19 protein-coding genes and 1 tRNA gene are annotated in these 19,893 nt (G+C 65.6%); 5 read left to right on the top strand and 15 right to left on the bottom strand.

Features of this window, described 5'->3' with window-relative positions; all coding sequences use genetic code 11:
• The 4 genes from ACFXP9_RS03425 to ACFXP9_RS03410 all read right to left on the bottom strand — a co-directional run bounded on the left by ACFXP9_RS03425 (window position 1) and on the right by ACFXP9_RS03410 (window position 2,304).
• Window positions 1-77, bottom strand: a tRNA-Asp gene (locus ACFXP9_RS03425).
• A gap of 97 nt (window positions 78-174) precedes the next feature.
• Window positions 175-867, bottom strand: a complete 693-nt coding sequence (locus tag ACFXP9_RS03420) for an NAD-dependent deacylase (RefSeq protein ID WP_397205235.1) — start codon at window positions 865-867, stop codon at window positions 175-177.
• Window positions 868-882: 15 nt separating this feature from the next.
• Window positions 883-1,668 carry an exodeoxyribonuclease III gene (gene xth / locus ACFXP9_RS03415; protein WP_397205237.1) on the bottom strand — a complete coding sequence of 262 codons (786 nt, stop codon included), beginning with the start codon at window positions 1,666-1,668 and terminating at the stop codon, window positions 883-885.
• A gap of 9 nt (window positions 1,669-1,677) precedes the next feature.
• Complete coding sequence (locus tag ACFXP9_RS03410) at window positions 1,678-2,304, bottom strand: hypothetical protein (protein ID WP_397205239.1); 627 nt, start codon at window positions 2,302-2,304, stop codon at window positions 1,678-1,680.
• A gap of 186 nt (window positions 2,305-2,490) precedes the next feature.
• Between ACFXP9_RS03410 and moaA the strand changes: the two genes are divergently transcribed.
• Complete coding sequence (gene moaA / locus ACFXP9_RS03405; RefSeq protein WP_397205241.1) at window positions 2,491-3,498, top strand: GTP 3',8-cyclase MoaA; 1,008 nt, start codon at window positions 2,491-2,493, stop codon at window positions 3,496-3,498.
• 158 nt (window positions 3,499-3,656) lie between these two features.
• Here moaA and ACFXP9_RS03400 read toward each other — a convergent pair whose 3' ends face one another.
• Together ACFXP9_RS03400 and ACFXP9_RS03395 are read right to left on the bottom strand one after the other, a co-directional pair.
• A complete protein-coding gene (locus tag ACFXP9_RS03400) occupies window positions 3,657-4,463 on the bottom strand; it encodes a PRC-barrel domain-containing protein (protein ID WP_397205243.1) in 807 nt (268 codons plus the stop codon).
• Between the two features lie 136 nt (window positions 4,464-4,599).
• Window positions 4,600-5,694, bottom strand: a complete 1,095-nt coding sequence (locus ACFXP9_RS03395; protein ID WP_397205245.1) for an anhydro-N-acetylmuramic acid kinase — start codon at window positions 5,692-5,694, stop codon at window positions 4,600-4,602.
• A 60-nt stretch (window positions 5,695-5,754) separates the two neighbouring features.
• On the opposite strand from ACFXP9_RS03395, the gene tyrS reads away from it, so the two are divergent.
• On the top strand, window positions 5,755-6,999 hold the full coding sequence (gene tyrS, locus ACFXP9_RS03390) for a tyrosine--tRNA ligase (protein ID WP_397205247.1): 1,245 nt from the start codon (window positions 5,755-5,757) through the stop codon (window positions 6,997-6,999).
• Between the two features lie 60 nt (window positions 7,000-7,059).
• Here tyrS and ACFXP9_RS03385 read toward each other — a convergent pair whose 3' ends face one another.
• Window positions 7,060-7,203 (bottom strand): hypothetical protein, encoded by a 144-nt coding sequence (locus tag ACFXP9_RS03385; protein WP_397205249.1) that lies wholly within the window; start codon window positions 7,201-7,203, stop codon window positions 7,060-7,062.
• Between the two features lie 215 nt (window positions 7,204-7,418).
• The gene (locus tag ACFXP9_RS03380; RefSeq protein ID WP_397205251.1) at window positions 7,419-7,592 is read right to left on the bottom strand and encodes an MOSC domain-containing protein; all 174 of its coding nucleotides are present in this window, start codon (window positions 7,590-7,592) and stop codon (window positions 7,419-7,421) included.
• A 329-nt stretch (window positions 7,593-7,921) separates the two neighbouring features.
• On the opposite strand from ACFXP9_RS03380, the gene ACFXP9_RS03375 reads away from it, so the two are divergent.
• Both ACFXP9_RS03375 and purL read left to right on the top strand, forming a co-directional pair.
• On the top strand, window positions 7,922-8,668 hold the full coding sequence (locus ACFXP9_RS03375; RefSeq protein WP_397205253.1) for a hypothetical protein: 747 nt from the start codon (window positions 7,922-7,924) through the stop codon (window positions 8,666-8,668).
• 174 nt (window positions 8,669-8,842) lie between these two features.
• A complete protein-coding gene (gene purL / locus ACFXP9_RS03370; protein WP_397205255.1) occupies window positions 8,843-11,014 on the top strand; it encodes a phosphoribosylformylglycinamidine synthase subunit PurL in 2,172 nt (723 codons plus the stop codon).
• Window positions 11,015-11,110: 96 nt separating this feature from the next.
• On the opposite strand, the gene ribD is transcribed toward purL, so the two are convergent.
• The 4 genes from ribD to ACFXP9_RS03350 all read right to left on the bottom strand — a co-directional run bounded on the left by ribD (window position 11,111) and on the right by ACFXP9_RS03350 (window position 14,687).
• Window positions 11,111-12,169, bottom strand: a complete 1,059-nt coding sequence (ribD, locus tag ACFXP9_RS03365) for a bifunctional diaminohydroxyphosphoribosylaminopyrimidine deaminase/5-amino-6-(5-phosphoribosylamino)uracil reductase RibD (RefSeq protein ID WP_397205257.1) — start codon at window positions 12,167-12,169, stop codon at window positions 11,111-11,113.
• Entirely contained in the window at window positions 12,166-12,630 is a 465-nt protein-coding gene (gene nrdR, locus ACFXP9_RS03360; RefSeq protein WP_397205259.1) for a transcriptional regulator NrdR, read from the bottom strand. Before nrdR ends, ribD begins: the two co-directional genes overlap by 4 nt.
• A gap of 124 nt (window positions 12,631-12,754) precedes the next feature.
• The gene (locus ACFXP9_RS03355; protein ID WP_397205261.1) at window positions 12,755-13,168 is read right to left on the bottom strand and encodes a secondary thiamine-phosphate synthase enzyme YjbQ; all 414 of its coding nucleotides are present in this window, start codon (window positions 13,166-13,168) and stop codon (window positions 12,755-12,757) included.
• A 37-nt stretch (window positions 13,169-13,205) separates the two neighbouring features.
• Window positions 13,206-14,687: a DNA recombination protein RmuC gene (locus ACFXP9_RS03350; RefSeq protein ID WP_397205263.1), complete on the bottom strand. Its 1,482-nt coding sequence runs from the start codon at window positions 14,685-14,687 to the stop codon at window positions 13,206-13,208.
• A gap of 123 nt (window positions 14,688-14,810) precedes the next feature.
• On the opposite strand from ACFXP9_RS03350, the gene ACFXP9_RS03345 reads away from it, so the two are divergent.
• Window positions 14,811-15,359: an NADPH-dependent FMN reductase gene (locus ACFXP9_RS03345; protein ID WP_397205265.1), complete on the top strand. Its 549-nt coding sequence runs from the start codon at window positions 14,811-14,813 to the stop codon at window positions 15,357-15,359.
• A 20-nt stretch (window positions 15,360-15,379) separates the two neighbouring features.
• On the opposite strand, the gene ACFXP9_RS03340 is transcribed toward ACFXP9_RS03345, so the two are convergent.
• The 3 genes from ACFXP9_RS03340 to dnaG all read right to left on the bottom strand — a co-directional run bounded on the left by ACFXP9_RS03340 (window position 15,380) and on the right by dnaG (window position 19,875).
• Window positions 15,380-15,823, bottom strand: coding sequence for a BLUF domain-containing protein (locus tag ACFXP9_RS03340; RefSeq protein ID WP_397205267.1), 444 nt, complete (start codon window positions 15,821-15,823; stop codon window positions 15,380-15,382).
• A complete protein-coding gene (gene rpoD / locus ACFXP9_RS03335; protein ID WP_397205269.1) occupies window positions 15,813-17,753 on the bottom strand; it encodes an RNA polymerase sigma factor RpoD in 1,941 nt (646 codons plus the stop codon). Before rpoD ends, ACFXP9_RS03340 begins: the two co-directional genes overlap by 11 nt.
• A 184-nt stretch (window positions 17,754-17,937) precedes the next feature.
• Complete coding sequence (dnaG, locus tag ACFXP9_RS03330; RefSeq protein ID WP_397205271.1) at window positions 17,938-19,875, bottom strand: DNA primase; 1,938 nt, start codon at window positions 19,873-19,875, stop codon at window positions 17,938-17,940.
• Between the last annotated feature and the right edge of the window lie 18 nt (window positions 19,876-19,893).

The following is a 19,893-nucleotide window of genomic DNA, read 5'->3' as shown; positions in this document are numbered from 1 at the left end:
TGGCGCGGTTGACGGGGCTCGAACCCGCGACCCCCGGCGTGACAGGCCGGTACTCTAACCAACTGAGCTACAACCGCTCACCAGACCCGGATCGTCTCCGGTGACGGGGTGTTTACGCAGGCCCGCGCAGCCCGTCAAGGGCGCATTCGCGAAAAAAGTGATCTTTCGCCGCAATCACGCCCCGCGCGCCAGCAGATCATCGACCCAGCCCGGCACCGTGACCGAGGCAGGCCCCGGAATGACCGTCGAAAACAACCCGCTGCCGGTGGGGTGCAGGTTCATCTCGACCGTGTCCAGCCGCATCGCCCGCGCCGCCTGCACAAACCCCGCCGCCGGATAGACCTGTCCGCTGGTGCCAATGGCCGCAAACAGGTCGGCATCGGCCAGCGCGGCCTCGATCCGGTCCATGTGATAGGGGATTTCCCCGAACCAGACGATATCGGGCCGCCCCGCCATCGCCCCGCAGGACGGGCAATCGGTGGCCGGCGACATGACCGCCGGCGCGGGCCAGCGATGCCCACACACCGCGCACAGCGCGCCATTCAGCGTGCCATGCATATGGATGACATCAGCGCTGCCGCCGCGTTCATGCAGATCGTCGACATTCTGCGTCACCAGCGTCACCCGGTGCCGCCCCGATTGCGCCAGCCGCGCCAGCGCCTGATGCGCGGGGTTGGGCTGTGCGCGGGCCGCAGCCGCGCGGCGCATGTCATAAAAATCCTGAACCAGACGCGGGTTGCGGGCAAAACCTTCGGGGGTGGCGACTTGCTCGACCGGGTGGTTTTCCCACAAACCGTCCTCGGCCCGGAAGGTTGCCAGCCCGCTTTCAGCCGAAATCCCGGCCCCGGTCAGGATAAAGACATGCATCGCCCGCCCTCCGTTTCACGCCGCCAGATCGACCCAGACCGGAACATGGTCGCTGGGTTTGTCGCCCGCCCGCGCGTCGCGGTCGACGCCGGTGTCGCGCAAAAGGTCGGCGGCCTGCGGCGACAGCATCAGGTGGTCGATGCGGATGCCGTCATCGCGCGGCCACGCCCCGGCCTGATAGTCCCAGAAGGTGAACGGCCCGCGCGTGGCGAAGGGGTCGCGGTCGCGGATCGCATCCAGCCAGCCCTGATATTCGATCGCCCGCAGCGCGGCGCGGCTGGCAGGCATGAACAGCGCATCACCACGCCACTTGTCCGGGCTGGCGGCGTCGCGGGCCTGCGGGATGACGTTATAATCGCCCATCATCACCACCGGCACTTCCAGCGCCAGCAATTCCTGCGCACGGTGGTTCAGCCGCTGCATCCAGGCCAGTTTATAGTCATATTTCGGCCCCGGCGCGGGGTTGCCATTGGGCAGATACAGCCCGGCAATGCGAATAGCGCGGTCCCCGACCACCGTCGCCTCGATATAGCGGGCCTGTTCGTCGCCCTCATCGCCCGGCAGGCCGCGCGTCACATCCTCAAGCGGCAGGCGCGACAGGATGGCGACGCCGTTAAACCCCTTCTGGCCATGGGTTTCGACGGTCCAGCCCAGATCCTCGAAATGGGTCTTGGGAAAGCCCTCGTCAACGGATTTGATCTCTTGCAGGACGACCAGATCGGGTTCGGCCTGCGCCAGCCATGCGGTCAGCGCCTCGATCCGGGCCTTGACGCCGTTAATGTTGAAACTGGCAATCTTCATCGGCGCACCTCAGTTGCGGAAAATCTCGACCTCGGGCAGATCGGTCAGCGAGATGCCAAGCAGCCGCATCGCCGACAGCGAGATCTGGCTGCCGGCGCTGACCGGCCCGCCAAGGGGTTTCAGGTCCACCCTGGCCGATTTGCCATTCGCGGGGTTCACCACCCGGCCCGGCGCGGCGGTTTTCACCAGCGGGGTCTTGACCCACAGCCCGGCCTCGGTCGGGTCGCCAAGCGAGGCGACACTGCGCCCCAGCCTGACCTCGGCCATTGCCGGGGCCTTGGTGGCGGCGGCTTTCTGTTCCTTGCTGACGGTGTCGAACTGGGCCGCCGTGCGGGCCGAGGCGCGGGGCCGGGGCGCCTTGGTCACGGTATCGGCGGCGACACGCTCGGCATCTGCCGCGGCCTTTGCGGGGCTGACCGGGGCCGGGCTGGCGGCGGCGGTTGCGTCCGGCGTCGCCGGTGCCTTGACGATCTGCGCGGCCTCGGTGCAGGCCGCCAGCGCCAGCGCCGGTATCAGCAGCGCCAGCGCCGGTGACAGGCGGCGCGGCGGCAGGGCGCGGCGACGGCCGGTCCCGGAACAGGTGGGATCGGGACGGGGCGCACAGGAATCGGGGGCATCGGGATGGGGGGCGGGCATCGGCATCTCCGGTCTGGCTGGGGCGGCGGCTTGGCGGCAGGTTAGCCGCCCGCGACGGCTGCGGCAACCATTCCCACCCGCGCGCCCCTGCCCGCGCCGGGCCGGCGCTGTCACAACCCCGCGACACGGCGGCGCAGCCCGCCGGTTCCGCTTGCCCTGTTAGCGGTCGCACCATAAAATGGCGGCATGGAACACGCGCCGCTTATCGACCCTTTCGCCCGTCCAATCACCTATCTTCGGGTATCGGTGACGGATCGCTGCGACTTCCGCTGCACCTATTGCATGGCGGAACATATGCAGTTTCTGCCCAAGAAAGACCTGATGACGCTTGAGGAACTGGACCGCATGTGTTCGGCCTTTATCGGCCTGGGGGTGCGCAAGCTGCGCATCACCGGGGGCGAGCCGCTGGTCCGGCGCGGGATCATGTCGTTCTTTCGCACGGCCTCGCGGCATCTGGGTCAGGGGCTGGACGAGCTGACGCTGACCACCAATGGCAGCCAGTTGTCGCGTTTCGCGCATGAACTGGCCGATTGCGGCGTGCGCCGGGTGAATGTGTCGCTGGACACGCTGGATGCCGACCGTTTCGCGCAGGTCACCCGCTGGGGCCGCCTGGCGCAGGTGATGGACGGGCTGCGGGCCGCCCGCGATGCCGGGCTGCGGGTCAAGATCAACACCGTGGCGCTGAAAGGCTTTAACGAGGACGAGCTGTTCACACTGGTCGACTGGTGCGGCGAACAGGGCTTTGACCTGACCTTCATCGAGGTCATGCCCATGGGCGATATCGGCGGCGAGGACCGGCTGGACCAGTACTGGCCGCTGTCGGACCTGCGCGCGCGGCTGGACCAGCACTACGGGCTGACCGATTCCGCCGAACGCAGCGGCGGGCCGGCGCGCTATGTCCGGCTGAACCGGACCGGGCAGAAGGTCGGTTTCATCACCCCGATGACGCATAATTTCTGCGAAAGCTGCAACCGCGTGCGCATCACCTGCACCGGCGAGATTTTCACCTGCCTCGGGCAAGAGGACCGCGCCGATCTGCGCGCGCCGCTGCGCGACCACCCCCATGACGACGCGCCGCTGCTGGCCGCGATCCGCGACGCCATTGCGCGCAAACCCAAGGGGCATGATTTCGACTATTCCCGGCAGGTGATCGCAGGCCAGATGTCCCGCCACATGAGCCATACCGGCGGCTGACACCCCCGCGCCACCTTCCCGACCCCGCGCGCGCCTTGAAGGCCCGAACCGGGAAGGCCCGAACCGGGTTCGGCGGGGTTTTTACCGTCAACGTGATCCATGACAAAAAGGGGCGCCCCGAAGGGCACCCCAATCGCACAGCGTTCAGAACGCTTGGCTTACTGCATCACGATCTGCTTGTCGAAATCCGGCAGCGCTTCCAGTTCTTCCTTGGTCATGTTGGTGACATAGAAGGCATCATCACCGATCTGCATAAAGCCCAACTGGTCAGCCCCCAGCAGAACCTGCTTGGCACCAATGCCCAGGAAGCCCCCGATATCGGCAACATAGCCGACCAGATCGCCGTTCTTGTCGATGACCAGATCATCGACCTTGGCAATGTCGGACCATTCAGCCGGGCGCTCGGCCGGGGCGGTTTCGATCATCGCGCTGTCCGAGGGCTGGTTGGTGGTCCAGATATGGCGGTTCATGATCCACGAACCCAGCATACCGGGGTTTTCAGCGGTGACCACGGCGGCTTTGCCGGTGGCTTTTTCGACCAGCGCCGGGTCTGCGACAACGGCGGGGGCGTCAGCGGCCATCGGCGTTTCGCCGGCGGGCATGGTGGTGGTGTTGCCCTCGGTCATCGGGGCGTCGGCAGCGGTGCCCTGACCCCCCGTGGCCATGGTTTCATCAGCGGCGTCAGCTGCGGCATCGGCGGCCTCGGCTGCGCTGTCCGCCGCTTTTTCGGCAGAATCGGCAGCCGCGTCGGCGGCATCAGCGGTCGCATCCGCGGCGCTGTCGGCAGCGTTTTCAACGGCGGCACCGGCGGCTTCGGCGGCTTTTTCAGCCTCGGCAGCCGATTGCTGCGCGGCGGTTTCGGCCTGCTGCATCAGGGTAGGATCTTCGGTCTTGGCGGCATCCTGGGCATAGGCAGCGCCCGAGGCCAGAACCAGCGAGGTGGCGGCAATCACAAACTTATTCATAACACTTACAGTCCTTTTGGCAGTCATCTCGCGGCAGGTCGTCCCTGCCATCGGGAAGCTAACGCCGCGCGGCCCGAAGCGTTCCACACTGATTTCACCGCGATCGGCGGGAAATTGCCAAACCCGCGCGGCACCATCAGCGCGGGTGGCTGATACGGCCCCCGCAGACCGGCGCCGGCGCCCCGGTGGTCGCAGGTCCCGAGGTCGGCAACCCGCGCAGCACCCGCACCGCCAGCCAGCCAAACGCCTGTGCCTCCAGCATGTCGCCATTCAGCCCCGCAGCCTCGACCGGGGCAACGGGGACGGGCAGCGCCCGGCGCAGCGCCGCCATCAGCGCCGCGTTATGGCGCCCGCCGCCACAGACCAGAACCCGCGCGGGCGGGCTTGGACACCACGCCATGCCCCCCGCGACCGCCCCCGCCGCGACCGCAACCAGCGTGGCGGCGGCATCGGCATCCGACAGTTGCGCCACCGCCGCAGGCAGGCCGGTAAACGCATCGCGGTCCAGCGATTTGGGCGGCGAACGGTGAAAATAGGGGTGCCGCAGACAGGCCGCCACCACCTGTTCATCCGCCACCCCCGCCATGGCCAGCGCCCCGCCCGCATCATGCGACTGGCCCCGCCGCAGGCGCATCAGGTCGTTGATCGGGGCATTGGCGGGTCCGGTGTCAAAGGCCAGACAGGCGCCCTCGGCCTCGGGGGTGGGGGCGCGCGGGTCAAGCCATGTGATATTGCCAACGCCGCCAAGGTTCAGGAAGGCGACCGGGGCCGGTTCAAGATGACCATTGGCCACCGCCCATTTCGCACAGGCAAAGTGAAAGAACGGCGCCAGTGGCGCCCCCTGCCCGCCCCGGCGCAGATCCTCGCGGCGGAAATCCCAGACCACGGGGCGCCCGGTCTGACGGGCCAGCGCGGCGCCATCGCCAGCCTGATGACTGCGGCCCCGGTCCGGGTCATGGGCCAGCGTCTGACCGTGAAAGCCGATCACCCCGGCCTGCGGAAACTGTGCCGCCAGCCCGGCATGGCTGTCGCGAATGATCGCCCCGGCCCCGGCCACACCCGGATCGCCGGGCCAGCACCCCAGCGCCGCGTGCAGCACCCCGGCCTGATCCGCGGAATAGGCGCGAAAGGCCGCCGCGCCAAAGCCGTGGATCAGCTGGCCATCCGTGTCGATCAGCGCCGCGTCCACCCCGTCCAGCGAGGTTCCCGACATCATCCCCAAAGCCAGCATCACGCCTTCCCCTTTGTTGGTGCGACAGCTATATCCGCCTTTATCACAAGGAGAAAGCCGATGACCTATCATGCCAAATCAGAGTTCATGCGCGTGATGATCGAGCGTGGCTATCTGGCCGACTGCACCGATTATCAGGCGCTTGACGATGCCCTCAGTCAGGGGCCGGTGACGGCATATATCGGCTATGACGCGACGGCGGCCAGCCTGCATGTGGGGCATCTGCTGAACATCATGATGCTGCGCTGGTTTCAGAAAACCGGCAACCGCCCGATCACGCTGATGGGGGGCGGCACCACCAAGGTGGGCGATCCGTCCTTCCGCAGCGATGAACGCCCGCTGCTGGATGCGGCCGCGATCCGGTCCAATATCGACGGTATGGGCAAGGTCTTTGCGCGCTATCTGGATTACAGCGATGACAAGGCGCTGATGCTGGACAATGCCGAATGGCTGGACGGGCTGAATTACCTCGACTTTCTGCGCGATATCGGGCGCCATTTCAGCGTCAACCGGATGCTGTCCTTTGAATCGGTGAAATCACGGCTGGACCGCGAACAGTCGCTGTCTTTCCTTGAATTCAACTATATGATCCTGCAAGCCTATGACTTTCTGGAACTTTACCGCAGGTATGGTTGCCGCCTTCAGATGGGCGGCTCCGACCAGTGGGGCAATATCGTCAACGGCATCGACCTGACCCGCCGGGTGCTGGATGCCGAGATCTGGGGCCTGACCAGCCCGTTGCTGACCACCTCGGACGGGCGCAAGATGGGCAAATCTGCCGGGGGTGCGATCTGGCTGAATGGCGATATGCTGTCGCCTTACGAATTCTGGCAGTTCTGGCGCAACACCACCGATGCCGATGTGGGCCGCTTCCTGAAGCTGTATACCGAACTGCCGGTGGAGGAATGCGACCGCCTTGGCGCCCTGCAAGGGTCCGAGATCAACGGCGCCAAGGTCATTCTGGCCAATGCCGTCACCACCCTGCTGCATGGCGCCGATGCCGCCGCCAGCGCCGAAGCCACCGCCCGCCAGGTGTTTGAACAGGGCGGTGCCGGCGGCGATCTGGAGGTCGCGCTGCTGCCTGCCGACGCTTTGTCGGATGGCTTGTCGGTGGTGCAGGCGCTGGTGCAAAGCGGGCTGACTGCCTCGGGGAAAGAGGCCAAGCGCCTGATCGCCGAGGGCGGTTTGCGGCTGAACAACGCGCCGGTCACCGACCCGCAGGCGATGGTCGATGCGGATATGATCGGTGATGGGATGAAGGTCTCGATCGGGAAGAAAAAGCACCGGATGCTGCGCATTGGTTAAGCCGGACGGCCCGGTCAGACGGGCCGCCGGTTCTGCACTGCGTGTTGATCTGACCGCCTGTCACGGGCGGTCAGGCGCCGCATCGGGCCGGGGCGTGGGCGGCACTGCGGTCAGATGGCATTGCCAGCCCCCGACCCCGCCGCTGTCCAGACGCTTGCGGGCCATCGCAGGCCCGTTGTCGGGCAAACCAGCCAGCGCGGCCATGTCCGACTGCTTAGCACTGTCCAGCGGCGCGGCCTGAAGCAGATGCCAAATACGGCGCAGCGTCCCGTCCGTCTGCGCGGGCGGGCCATCCGCGGCGCCAGCCCCGGCTGGCGCACCCGGTCATCCCAGCCGGAAGGCCACGATACCTGACCATGGCAGGCCATTCGAAACGCTGGCGCATTTCCAGCAGGGCTGCCACGCCTGACAAAACTTGATCAGCGCGCCCCCAGCCGGAACAGATTGCCCATTGCCATATCTGCCCCGGTCATGCCTGTGGTCTGGATATCTTCGCCAAAACCAGCGGGCGTCAGCGCCGGGCGTGACCCGATCTGGCCCCGCCACCGTGGGCCATGATTGGTGGGATAGTGATGCACCGCCTTGTCAGGCACGCGGTGATGTCACCGGTGGGCCTGTTCATCGTCGGCACAACCCGACCGCCCCAGCCCAGGCGCTGGTCAACGCCCTGCCTTGGCAATGGCGCTGACAGGGGCGCCAAAGGGCTGCCCCGGTAATGCGGATGGCTGGCGCGGGCCAAGTCGCGCAACGCATCGCGACACGGAAGCCTTCCAGATATCAGAATGCGGTATAAACATCTGAAAAACGGAATAAATCACGACGCTCTCACGAAGACGTGCAGGTCAGGGAACTGGATGACATTATATAACATTGATACCACGTCCATCCGGCCATGCCGGTTTATCTTATACAGGAGCCACCGATGTCCTTCCAGCTTTCCAAACCGGCCCTTGCCGCTGTCATTCTGACCACGCTTGGCGCCGGCAGCGCCTTTGCCGGCTGCGGCGGCGAAGTCCGGTTTCAAAGCGGTTCCGACCACGGCACCGTGCGGGGAACGGTGTCGGGTTATGACACCTGCGACTATACCCTGACCGCGCGCAAAGGGCAGGTTCTGTCGGTCGATATGGGCCGGTCCGGCAATGTCGAGGCCCATGTCGTCGCCCCGGTCGAGCATATGCTGGCCGCCGAAGATCTGGTCCTGCCGCAATCGGGGCAATACACCATCCGGGTGCTTCAGCCGCGCGCCATGGCCCGCAAGGGCAAGGCCGCCGATTTTGCCATGACCGTCCGCGTGCGCAATGGTGCATCCGCCGCCGCCGCGCCGGTCAGCCAGCCCGCGACCAAAGCCGGCAGCACCGCTGGCACCATTTGCGAAGGCAGCGGCGCCTTTGTCGACGGCACCGCGAATATGTCGGGCCGGATCATGGGGTCCGGCACCTGCACCTGGACCTTCAACGGCAAGAAAGGTCAGGTCGTGACCCCGATGATGGACGCCCCGGCTGGCTTCGAAGCCTGGATCACCGCTCCGGTGAACGAATTGCTGGTGGCTGATCAGCCCCTGACCCTGACCCAGACCGGCACCTATACCGTGACTGCCGGACTGACCCGCAATGCGGCGCGCAAGGCCAGCAAGCCGGTCGACTTCTCGCTGCTGCTGAACGCCGAATAAGCCTGGCACAGGCGCCGGATTCCCGGCCCTTGGGGCACCTGCCCCGCGCATGGCGGCCCCTTGGGCCGCCTTGTTGCATTTTTCTGTCCCTTTCCCTGATTCGTCACTGGGGCCTTTCCTCTTTAGCACCGAGGTCTTAAATGACCGTAAACTTGGGGGCAGAGGGGCCAGAAGATGGACGAGCCGAACATCACCGAAGACCTGATCGCGGCGCATGGGCTGAAGCCTGACGAATATCAGCGCATTCTGGACATCATCGGCCGTGAACCCAGCTTTACCGAACTGGGCATTTTCAGTGCGATGTGGAACGAACATTGTTCCTATAAATCCTCGAAAAAATGGCTGCGCACGCTGCCGACCAGCGGCCCGCAGGTGATCTGTGGCCCCGGCGAGAATGCCGGCGTTGTCGATATCGGGGATGGGCAGGCCGTGGTCTTCAAGATGGAAAGCCATAACCACCCCAGCTATATCGAGCCGCATCAGGGTGCCGCCACCGGTGTTGGCGGCATTTTGCGCGACGTCTTTACCATGGGCGCCCGCCCCATCGCCGCCATGGATTCGCTGTCCTTCGGGCGCACCGATCACCCCAAGACCCCCCATCTGGTCAAGGGCGTGGTCGAGGGGATCGGCGCCTATGGCAACGCATTCGGCGTCCCCAATGTGGGCGGCGAGGTCCGCTTTCACGAGGCTTATGACGGCAATTGCCTGGTCAACGCCTTTGCTGCCGGGCTGGCCGATGCGGACAAGATTTTCTATTCGGCGGCCTCGGGCGTGGGGATGCCGGTGGTGTATCTGGGGGCAAAGACCGGGCGCGACGGCGTCGGCGGGGCGACCATGGCCAGCGCCGAATTCGACGACACGATCGAGGAAAAGCGCCCCACCGTTCAGGTCGGTGACCCCTTTACCGAAAAATGCCTGCTTGAGGCCTGTCTGGAGCTGATGGCATCGGGCAGCGTGATTTCCATTCAGGATATGGGCGCGGCAGGCCTGACCTGTTCCGCCGTGGAAATGGGCGACAAGGGCGGGCTTGGCATCCGGCTGGATCTGGACCGCGTCCCCACGCGCGAAGCGGCAATGACCGCCTATGAAATGATGCTGTCGGAAAGTCAGGAACGCATGTTGATGGTCCTGAAACCCGAAAAAGAGGCCGAGGCCCGCGCCATTTTCGAAAAATGGGATCTGGATTTCGCCATTGTCGGGGAAACCATCGCTGAGGACCGCTTCCTGATCATGCATGGCAATGCGGTAAAGGCCGATCTGCCGCTGTCAAAGCTGTCCTCGAGCGCGCCGGAATATGACCGCCCCTGGGTGGAACCCCCCGCCGCCGAAACGATGCAACCCCTGCCCCGGATCTCGGCCATGGATGCGCTGAAGGCGCTGATCGGCAGCCCGAATTACGCGCATAAGGCGTGGGTCTGGCAGCAATATGACACGCAGGTCGGCGCCGACACCATCCGTCGCCCCGGCATGGGTGCGGGCGTGGTGCGGGTGCATGGCACGAACAAGGCGCTGGCTTTTACCAGCGACGTGACGCCCCGCTATGTCCGCGCCAACCCGGTCGAGGGTGGCAAGCAGGCGGTGGCCGAGGCCTATCGCAACCTGACCGCCGTCGGCGCGCGCCCCCTGGCCAGCACCGATAACCTGAATTTCGGCAACCCCGAAAAGCCTGAAATCATGGGCCAGTTCGTCGGCGCGATCAAAGGCATCGGTCAGGCGGTGGCCGCGCTGGATATGCCCATCGTGTCGGGCAATGTGTCACTGTATAACGAGACCGACGGCAAGGGCATCCTGCCCACGCCGACGATCGGGGCGGTCGGCCTGCTGGACGATCTGGACGATCTGATTGCCGGTCTGCCGCAGGAGGGTGATCTGGCGATCGTGATCGGCACCACGACCGGGCATCTGGGGCAATCTGCGCTGGCCTATGAGGCGTTCGGGATCGAAACCGGAGATGCGCCGCATGTCGACCTGACCGCCGAGGCGGCGCATGGCGATTTCCTGCGCGCCCAACGCAAGCTGGTCGTGGCGGCGACGGATCTGTCTGATGGCGGTCTGGCGCTGGCCGCGTTCGAAATGGCCGAGGCGGCGGGCATTGGCCTGCGGCTGGAAGCCGGCGACATCCCGACGCTGTTTGGCGAGGATCAGGCGCGTTACCTGCTGGCCTGCCGGCCCGGGCAGGGGCAGGCACTGCTGGCCGCAGCCCAGACCGCTGGCATCCCGGCGCAACAGGTGGGCCAGTTCGGCGGTGAGATGATCGACCTTGGCGGCGATTGCGCTGATCTGGCGGTGTTGTCGGGCCTCTATCGCAGCGCGTTTTCCAACGCGATTGGCGGCGATCACCTGTAAGGCGTGGCGCGTTTGGGGCGCGGGGGCTGAGGGGCGCCGCCCCTCGCCGCTGCGCGGCTCACCCCGAGGTATTTGGGACAGAAGCGAGGCGCAGAATCAGGCGCGGGGTCGCCAGCGGTGGAACAGATCGGGTCCGATCCGGCGGCTTTCGACCAGATTAAAGCGCGGGGCCGAGGCCAGCCCTGCCAGCCCCAGCGCAGCAATGGCCGGGCGGGCATCGCCGCCGATGACAAGGCCAGCGGTAAAGCCGATCAGTTCGTCGACCAGACCGGCGCGCAGCAGGCTGGCCGCGAACTGGCCGCCGCCCTCGCAGAAAATGCGGGTCAGGCCCTGTGCTGCCAGCGCCTGCATAACCCCTTGCGGGTCCAGACCTTGCGGGGTTTCGTCGACGGTCAGGCGCAGGTCGCAGTCGCCCTGCCCGTGGGCGGTCACATGCCAAAGCGGTCCGAAGCCTGCGCCACGGGGCAGGTCTGGTATGTCACCGCGCGTCACGATCACCCGCACCGGCTGGTGCCGCGCGCCAATGCCGCGGACATTCAGCGCCGGGGCGTCGGCCCGTGCGGTGCCGCCCGCGACCATGACCGCATCATGGCCAAGGCGCAGTGCGTGCACCTGACGGCGGGCCTGAGGCCCGGTGATCCACTGGCTGTCGCCGCTGGCGGTGGCGATGCGCCCGTCAAAGCTGGTTGCCAGTTTCAGCGTCACGAAGGGTCGCTGGCGGGTGATCCGGCTGAGGAACCCCGCCTGAAGCTGGCGGGCCTGATCGTGCAGGACACCCTCGGTGACCTCGACCCCGGCGCTGCGCAGCATGGCCAGCCCGCGCCCCGAGACGCGGGGGTCGGGGTCGGTCAGCGCCACCACCACCCGCGCCACGCCAGCGCCGATCAGCGCCGTGGCGCAGGGCGGGGTACGCCCGTGATGGGAACAGGGTTCCAGCGTGACATAGGCCGTCGCGCCGCGCGCCAGCGCCCCGGCCTGTGCCAGCGCCACCGGTTCGGCATGGGGGCGGCCACCGGGCTGTGTCCAGCCCCGGCCAACCACGCGGCCATTGTTGACGATCACACAGCCCACCGCCGGGTTCGGCCAGACATTCCCCAGCCCGCGCCGCGCAAGAACCAGCGCATGGGCCATGTGGCGTGTGTCGTCCGGCCTCATTCGCCCAAGGGGGCCGGGCGCAGTTCGGACACGAAGCGGTCGAAATCGTCCGGGTCCTGGAAGTTCTTGTAAACGCTGGCAAACCGCACATAGGCAACGGTGTCGATCCGGGCCAGCGTCTCCATCACGATTTCACCGATGACCTTGGAGGGGATGTCGGTATCGCCCATGCTTTCCAGCCGCCGCACGATGCCCGAGATCATTTGTTCGATCCGCTCTGGCTCGACCGGGCGCTTTTGCATGGCGATGCGGATCGAGCGGGACATCTTGTCGCGGTCGAAATCCTCGCGCCGGCCATTGGTTTTGACCACCACAAGGTCGCGCAGCTGGACGCGTTCGTAAGTCGTAAAACGACCGCCGCAGGCCGGGCAGAAACGGCGCCGGCGAATGGCGACGTTATCCTCGGCCGGGCGGGAGTCCTTGACCTGCGTATCGACATTTCCGCAAAACGGGCAGCGCATCTTTATCCCTCATCTGGACATGGGCCGATGATGTTTCACCGCGACTATAGGTCAGCCGCGAGGTCTTGGGTAGGCGCAATCCCCTGCCCCCAAGATGATGGGGGCGATCTGTTGCATTCGCGACTCAGCCCGGCAGGAAGGACAGCGTGACCTGACGGCGATGCGGGTGGTCGCGATGTTCGACCAGAAAGATGCCCTGCCACGTCCCCAGCAACAGCCGCCCCGCCTGCACCGGCAGGGTCAGGCTGACCGGCAGCAGGGCGGCTTTCAGATGCGCGGGCATGTCATCCGGCCCCTCGTCCCGGTGGCGCACCCATCCCATTTCAGGCGTATCGGCACGCGGCGCCAGCCGATTCAGCCAGTCCAGCAGGTCGGCCCGCACATCGGGGTCGGCATTTTCCTGCACCAGAAGCGAGCATGAGCTGTGGCGCACAAACAGCACCGCGACGCCATCTGCCGCCGGCAGCAGTGCCTGAACCTGTGCGGTAATATCGTGGCAGGCCGGGCCATGGGTGTGGATGGTCAGAATATGCGACATGGGCAGGACTTTCGGGGGAATGCGAGGGCGGGGCAGATCAGCCGATTTGCGGTGGCGGGTCATCCTGTGCGTCGTGGTCAAGCTCGATCTTTTTGCTGGCGCGGGCGCCAAGATCGCGCAGCAGCTGCACCTGTCGGACCACATTGCCCTGCCCGCGCGTCAGCCGGTCCATGGCGGTAGTATGGGCGCGGCTTGCCTTGTCCAGTGCCTGACCGACATCTTCCATCGAGGACAGGAAGCCATGCACCTTGTCATAAAGCGCCCCTGCCCGCTGTGCGATCGCCAGCGCATTGCTTTCACGTTTTTCGACCATCCAGATATGTTCAACCGTGCGCAGGGTCAGCATCAGCGTGGTAGGCGTGGCCAGCCCGATGCGGTTTTCCATTGCAAAGGCGGCCAGTCCGGGGTCGGCGCGCAGCGCCTCGGAAAAGGCGCCCTCAATGGGGATGAACATCAAGACATAATCGACCGAGGCGTCGTCGATCTGTTCATAACCCTTGGCCGCAAGGGTTTTGACATGGGTGCGGATCGCCTCGACATGACGGCGCAAGGCGGCGCTGCGGGTGGTGTCATCCTCGGCATTGACCGATTCTTCATAGGCGTTCAGCGAAACCTTGCTGTCGATGACCAACACCTTGGCGCGCGGCATCCGCACCACAACGTCAGGCCGCCACAGCTTGCCGCCCTCGTCACGCCAGCTGTCCTGTGTGGTGTAATGGGTGCCGGCCTCAAGCCCCGAATCTTCGAGGATACGTTCCAGGATCATCTCGCCCCAGGCGCCCTGCCGCTGTTTTTCGCCCTTCAGCGCACGGGTCAGGGCCACCGCCTCGCGCGAGATATCCTCGGACCGTTTGTGCAAAAATTCGATCTGCTCGCGCAGGCGGGCGCGTTCTTCGTCGGTGGCCTTGTTCCGGGCCTGAAGCTCGGACTGGAAGCGGTTCACCTGTTCGCGGAAAGGGGTCAGCAGGGCAGAAAGCTGTTCGGAATGGCTTTTTTGCATATCAGCCCCCTGCCGGCGCAGGGTTTCAGTCGCCATCAGCCGGAACTGGCCGGTCATTTCATCGCGCAATTCGCGCAGGGTGGCAATGTCGCGGGCCGCAGCCTCGGCATCCTTGCGGGCGGACAGGCGGGTGGTTTCAAGCTGGGTTTCCAGACCGGCCAGACGCTGGCGGGCCTCGTGCAGGGCATCGGTCAGGTTGTCACGTTCGCCCGTCAGGTCGGACAGGCGCGAGCGGCCGGCATCGGCCAGGGCCTCGGCCCGGCTGAGGCGCAGGGCCTGATCGGCGGCGCGCGCCGCCTCCGCCGCAAGGCGGTCCTCAAGCCCGGACTGCGCCTGACGCAACTCGGACAGATCGCGCAAAGCCAGCTGATGCTGCATCTGCACCCCCGCCAGACGCGCCCGCCCGCGCCACCACAGCAGCGCCAGCACCAGTGCCAGCAGTGCCAGAACCACCAGCCCCGCCTGTAAAAAACCGGCATTGGCCAGCAAGGCCCGCCAATCCTGCCCAAGTTCCGTCATGCATCGCCTTTCCCTGCTGGCGACAATGTTCCCTTTTTGTGCGTCCGGCGCAACCCGTGAAACCCCTTTCCCGCCCATGCGTTACCTGTTCAGGAATCGCTTATACGCCCGAGGAGTTAAAAAATGGTCAAGACTGTCGCTGTTCTTGTCGGATCGCTGCGCAAGGGGTCGCTGAACCGCAAACTGGCCGGGGTGCTGGAACATCTGGCCGGGGACCGGCTGGCCTTTCGCCACTGTGACCTGTCCGATCTGCCGCATTATAACGAGGATCTGTGGGACAACCCGCCATCCGCCGTCCTGCGCCTGAAAGACGAAATCGAAAACAGTGACGGCGTTCTGGTCGTCAGCCCCGAATATAATCGCAGTTTTCCGGGGGTGCTGAAGGATGCGTTTGACTGGGCCAGCCGGCCCTATGGCGAAAATTCGTGGTCCGGCAAGCCTGCGGCCTGCACCGGCACCTCGCCCGGTGTCATTGGCACGGCGGTGGCACAGGCGCATCTGCGCGGCCAGATGGTCAATCTGGATATGCTGGTGATGCACCAGCCCGAGGCTTATGTGCAGTGGAAAGACGATATGCTGGGTGCCGATGGCAAGCTGCGCAGCGATTCGACCAGATCGTTTCTGGACGGGTTCGTGACCCGTTTTACCGACCATATCGACCGTGTCGGATAAGCCCCGACCGCCACGGCCCCTTAACGGGTCGCGGCATTCCCACAGGCCAGCAAAAAGTCAGCAATGGCCTGACGGCGGTCGTCCCCGGCCAGCGTCGAGACGCTGCGATCCGCCAGCCATTGCAGGATCGAATCCTGTTCCTGCGTCGAATAGGCCATGCGCCAGTCGCAGAAACGCCGGTGGTCCAGCGGCCCTTTCATCAGCACTGTCATGCCGCTGTGACGATTATCGTCGCAAATCCGCCGCGTCACCTGCCGCACCGCGTCTTCGGGCCCCTCGAGCCATTGCAGGAAGATGCCCTCTTCGTGGTGCAGGATGCCGGTCAGACCAAGCCGCAGGTTTTCGCGGCGCGCGGTTTCCAGAAGGGCGCGCACCGCTTCGCCCCCGACCGGCATGTCGGTTTCGCTGCGATAGACAAGGAAGGCCAGCCCGTTACCGGCCAGATCGGGGGCGTTACTGGTCAAGGAAGGACCGCAGCTTCCGACTGCGCGAGGGGTGTTTCAGCTTGCGCAGGGCCTTGGCCTCGATCTGGCGGATGCGTTCGCGGGTGACGCTGAACTGCTGACCGACCTCTTCCAGCGTGTGGTCGGTGTTCATGCCGATGCCAAAGCGCATCCGCAGCACCCGTTCCTCGCGCGGGGTCAGGCTGGCCAGAACCCGCGTCGTGGTTTCTTTCAGGTTTTCCTGAATGGCGCTGTCCAGCGGCAGGACGGCGTTCTTGTCCTCGATGAAATCGCCAAGCTGGCTGTCCTCTTCGTCCCCGATGGGGGTTTCCAGACTGATCGGTTCCTTGGCGATTTTCATCACCTTGCGAACCTTTTCAAGCGGCATTTGCAGCTTTTCGGCCAGTTCCTCGGGCGTGGGTTCGCGGCCGATTTCATGCAGCATCTGGCGCCCGGTGCGCACCAGCTTGTTGATCGTCTCGATCATGTGGACCGGGATGCGGATGGTGCGGGCCTGATCCGCGATGGACCGGGTGATCGCCTGACGGATCCACCAGGTCGCATAGGTGCTGAACTTATAGCCGCGGCGATATTCGAACTTGTCCACCGCCTTCATCAGGCCGATATTGCCTTCCTGAATAAGATCAAGGAATTGCAGGCCACGGTTGGTGTATTTCTTGGCGATGCTGATCACCAGCCGCAGGTTCGCCTCGACCATTTCCTTCTTGGCCTGACGGGCCTCACGTTCGCCGCGCTGGACCTGGTTCACGATGCGGCGGAATTCCTCGATATCGACGCCGACATGCTGACCGATCCGGGCCATGTCGTGACGCTGTTTTTCGACCTGCTCGCGGGTTTTGTCCAGCAGGGTCTGCCAGCCACGGCCCTTGTTTTCCGACATGCGGTCGACCCAGGTCGGGTCCAGTTCGCTGCCGCGATAGGCGTCGATGAATTCGCGCCGGTTGATGCGGGCGGCATCGGCCAGTTTGACCATGGCGCTGTCAATGCTGACGATGCTGCGGTTGATACCATATAACTGATCGACCAGCGCCTCGATCCGGTTGTTATGCAGGTGCAGTTCGTTAACCAGATTGACGATTTTCTGGCGCAGCTGCTGATAGGCGGTTTCATCCTTGACCGAGAAGCTGTCATCCTCGTTCAGGGTTGCGGACATGCGCTGGTCCTGCATATCGGCCAGGTCTTCGTAACCCAGCGCAATCGCTTCCAGCGTTTCCAGAACCTTGGGCTTCAGCGCCGCTTCCATCGCGGCCAGCGACAGGTTGCCGGCGTCGTCCTCGTCCTCATCATCGGCTTCTGCTGCCGGTGCGGCGGGGGTGGCGACGCTGCTGTCCTGTTCCTCAAGCTCCTCCTCGTCGCTGCCCTCTTCGTCGTCCATCGACTGGCCGAAGGTGGTTTCAAGGTCGATCACGTCGCGCAGCAGGATCTCTTCGTCCAGCAATTCCTGACGCCACATGGTGATGGCCTTGAAGGTCAGCGGGCTTTCGCACAGCCCCAGGATCATCGTGTTACGACCGGCCTCGATGCGCTTGGCGATGGCGATCTCGCCCTCGCGGGACAACAGTTCGACACTGCCCATTTCGCGCAGATACATGCGCACCGGGTCATCGGTGCGGTCCAGCTTTTCGGTCTGGGTCTGCGCGATCGCCACCTCGCGCGAGCCGGAATCGGTTGTCGCGACCTCGCCGCCCTGATCCTCGGCTTCTTCTTCCTCGACGACATTGATGCCCATTTCGGACAGCATCGACATGATGTCCTCGATCTGCTCGCTGCCGACCTTGTCCGAGGGCATCACCTTGTTGAGCTGATCATAGGTGATAAAGCCCCGTTCGCGTGCCTCGGCGATCATCTTTTTCACCGCGGCCTGGCTCATGTCCAGGCTGTGCGCGTCGTCCTGCGATTCGGGCTTGGTATCGTCGTCCTTCGAGGCCATCAGCGATTCCTTCGTGGGTGATTCGCGAATCGCGAATCATATGGGCGCATTTGCCGGTTTTTAGACCAAAGCGCGGCGGGGTCAAACCCGCCAAAGCGCGGTTTTTTCCAGCCCCCGCACGATACGGGGGTGATTCGGGCAAGTGCCGCGCGCGACCGGCCATGGTGATTCGCGGCCCCGCCCCTCAGCGTCCCGGCTTGCGCCAGATCTGCGCCTCCAGCTTTTGGCGCAGCGCGTCGGCCAGCGCGTCGTGATCCTCGCCAAGATCGCTGGTATCGGCCAGTTCGGGATGCTCGGCATTTTGCCGGGCACGGGCCAGTTGCTGTGCCCGCCATGTCAGCCCCTCATCGGCCATGCCGGCGATCTCGGCCTCGGCGCGGGACATTTCGCGGCGGGTGGCGCGGCGGGCCTCCAGCTTGTCCAGCGCGTTGATGACCAGTGGCCGCGCCACATCGGCGCTGCGCGCGATCATCTGGCTGGAGGCGACATGGGGATCACCCCCGATCCGTTCAAGGGCACGCCGCCCCGCCGCGCTGTCGCCCCCGGTCAGCAGGTCGTAAACCAGCGCCCCGCGATCCGGGTCAGCCGGGTCCAGTCGTTCCAGCCGGGCCTCCAGTTCCGCCGCCAGATCGGGCCAGCGCGCGCACAGCCCCAGCACCACGGCCTCCAGCAGGGCGTCGCCGCCATCGCCCGCCGCCACCAGCGCCGAGGCCCGCGTCTGTGCCAGCGGCCCGCCCTGCGCAAGGTGCCGCGGCCCGCGCGCCCCGGCACCGCGCGCCGCCAGCGCACCCTGCCGCCCGGCCCCGCCCCGCCAGCCCGCACCGTCAGCGCCGCGTGTGGCGGCAAAGAATTCCCATTTCTTGCGCTTCAGTTCCTGCGCGTAATGGCTGCGCGTCATCTCGTCGGGGATCCGCGCGGTGGCGTCCAGCAGCGCCTTGTCCAGCGCCGCGCGGCGTTCCGGGCTGTCGAAAACCCGGTTTTCGGTTTCGCGCTGCCACAACAGGTCAACCAGTGGCCGCGCCTGCGCCAGCAGACCGGCCATCGCCGCCGCACCCTGCGCGCGGATCAGGTCGTCCGGGTCCTGCCCCGCCGGCAGGGTGACAAAGCGCAGCGCCTGCCCCGGCCCGGTCATTGGCAGCGCCAGATCGACCAGCCGCATGGCCGCGCGCTGGCCGGCGGCGTCGCCATCCAGCATGATCACCGGCTCGGGGGCGATGCGCCACATCAGCCGCAGCTGATCCTCGGTGATGGCGGTGCCAAGCGGGGCCACCGCGCCCCCGAACCCGGCGCGGACCAGGGCGATCACATCCATATAGCCCTCGGCCACGATCAGCGGCTGACCCTTGGCCACCGCCGCCCGCGCCGGGGCGATGTTATACAGATTGCGGCCCTTGTCGAACAGCGCGGTTTCCGGGCTGTTAAGGTATTTGGCCCGCGCATTCGCGTCCATCGCCCGGCCCCCAAAGGCGATGGCCCGGCCCCGCCCGTCGCGGATCGGGTAAATGATGCGGTGCCGGAAACGGTCGTAAAGCGCGCCGCCATCATCGGGGCGTGCGGCCAGACCGGCCTCGACGATCAGCGCCTCGGGGGTGCCCTTGTCGCGCAGCGCCCGCAACAGCGCCTGCCGGTCATTGGGCGCAAAACCGATTTCGAACCGATCAAGTGCCGCCGCATCCAAGCCCCGCCGGGTCAGATAATCGCGCGCCCCGGCGGCAGCGCCGGTGTTCAGTTGCAGCCGGAACCAGCGCACCGCCTGCTCCATCACCTCGGCCAGTTGCGTGCGGTGATCGGCGCGCTGTGCCGCGCGCGGGTCGCGTTCGGGCAGGCTCATCCCGGCCTCGGCGGCCATGACGCGCACGGCTTCCATGAAATCCATGCCCTCGGCCTCGCGCAGGAAGGTCAGCGCATCGCCCTTGGCGTGACAGCCAAAGCAGTAATAAAAGCCCTTCTGGTCGTCACAGTGAAAGCTGGCGGTCTTTTCCTGATGGAACGGGCATGGCGCCCACCAGTCGCCGCGCGCCTGATTGGATTTGCGCTGATCCCACACCACCTTGCGCCCGATGATCCGGCTGATCGGGACACGGGCGCGCAGTTCATCAAGGAAGGACGGTGGCAGGCTCATGCCCCGCAATATCGGTGC

The organism is Paracoccus jiaweipingae (assembly GCF_044335505.1).
GTDB lineage: Bacteria > Pseudomonadota > Alphaproteobacteria > Rhodobacterales > Rhodobacteraceae > Paracoccus.
This window is presented reverse-complemented; position numbering and strand designations above follow the sequence as displayed.

Coding starts and splice junctions, on each gene's coding strand:
- xth (WP_397205237.1), bottom strand. CDS start 1,668: ATGAAGATTGCCAGTTTCAACATTAACGGCGTCAAGGCCCGGATCGAG.
- ACFXP9_RS03355 (WP_397205261.1), bottom strand. CDS start 13,168: ATGTCGCATATTCTGACCATCCACACCCATGGCCCGGCCTGCCACGAT.
- dnaG (WP_397205271.1), bottom strand. CDS start 19,875: ATGAGCCTGCCACCGTCCTTCCTTGATGAACTGCGCGCCCGTGTCCCG.
- ACFXP9_RS03375 (WP_397205253.1), top strand. CDS start 7,922: ATGTCCTTCCAGCTTTCCAAACCGGCCCTTGCCGCTGTCATTCTGACC.
- ACFXP9_RS03350 (WP_397205263.1), bottom strand. CDS start 14,687: ATGACGGAACTTGGGCAGGATTGGCGGGCCTTGCTGGCCAATGCCGGT.
- moaA (WP_397205241.1), top strand. CDS start 2,491: ATGGAACACGCGCCGCTTATCGACCCTTTCGCCCGTCCAATCACCTAT.
- ACFXP9_RS03385 (WP_397205249.1), bottom strand. CDS start 7,203: ATGGCCGCGCTGGCTGGTTTGCCCGACAACGGGCCTGCGATGGCCCGC.
- rpoD (WP_397205269.1), bottom strand. CDS start 17,753: ATGGCCTCGAAGGACGACGATACCAAGCCCGAATCGCAGGACGACGCG.
- ACFXP9_RS03395 (WP_397205245.1), bottom strand. CDS start 5,694: ATGCTGGCTTTGGGGATGATGTCGGGAACCTCGCTGGACGGGGTGGAC.
- ACFXP9_RS03400 (WP_397205243.1), bottom strand. CDS start 4,463: ATGAATAAGTTTGTGATTGCCGCCACCTCGCTGGTTCTGGCCTCGGGC.
- purL (WP_397205255.1), top strand. CDS start 8,843: ATGGACGAGCCGAACATCACCGAAGACCTGATCGCGGCGCATGGGCTG.
- ACFXP9_RS03420 (WP_397205235.1), bottom strand. CDS start 867: ATGCATGTCTTTATCCTGACCGGGGCCGGGATTTCGGCTGAAAGCGGG.
- ACFXP9_RS03345 (WP_397205265.1), top strand. CDS start 14,811: ATGGTCAAGACTGTCGCTGTTCTTGTCGGATCGCTGCGCAAGGGGTCG.
- nrdR (WP_397205259.1), bottom strand. CDS start 12,630: ATGCGCTGCCCGTTTTGCGGAAATGTCGATACGCAGGTCAAGGACTCC.
- ACFXP9_RS03410 (WP_397205239.1), bottom strand. CDS start 2,304: ATGCCCGCCCCCCATCCCGATGCCCCCGATTCCTGTGCGCCCCGTCCC.
- tyrS (WP_397205247.1), top strand. CDS start 5,755: ATGACCTATCATGCCAAATCAGAGTTCATGCGCGTGATGATCGAGCGT.
- ribD (WP_397205257.1), bottom strand. CDS start 12,169: ATGAGGCCGGACGACACACGCCACATGGCCCATGCGCTGGTTCTTGCG.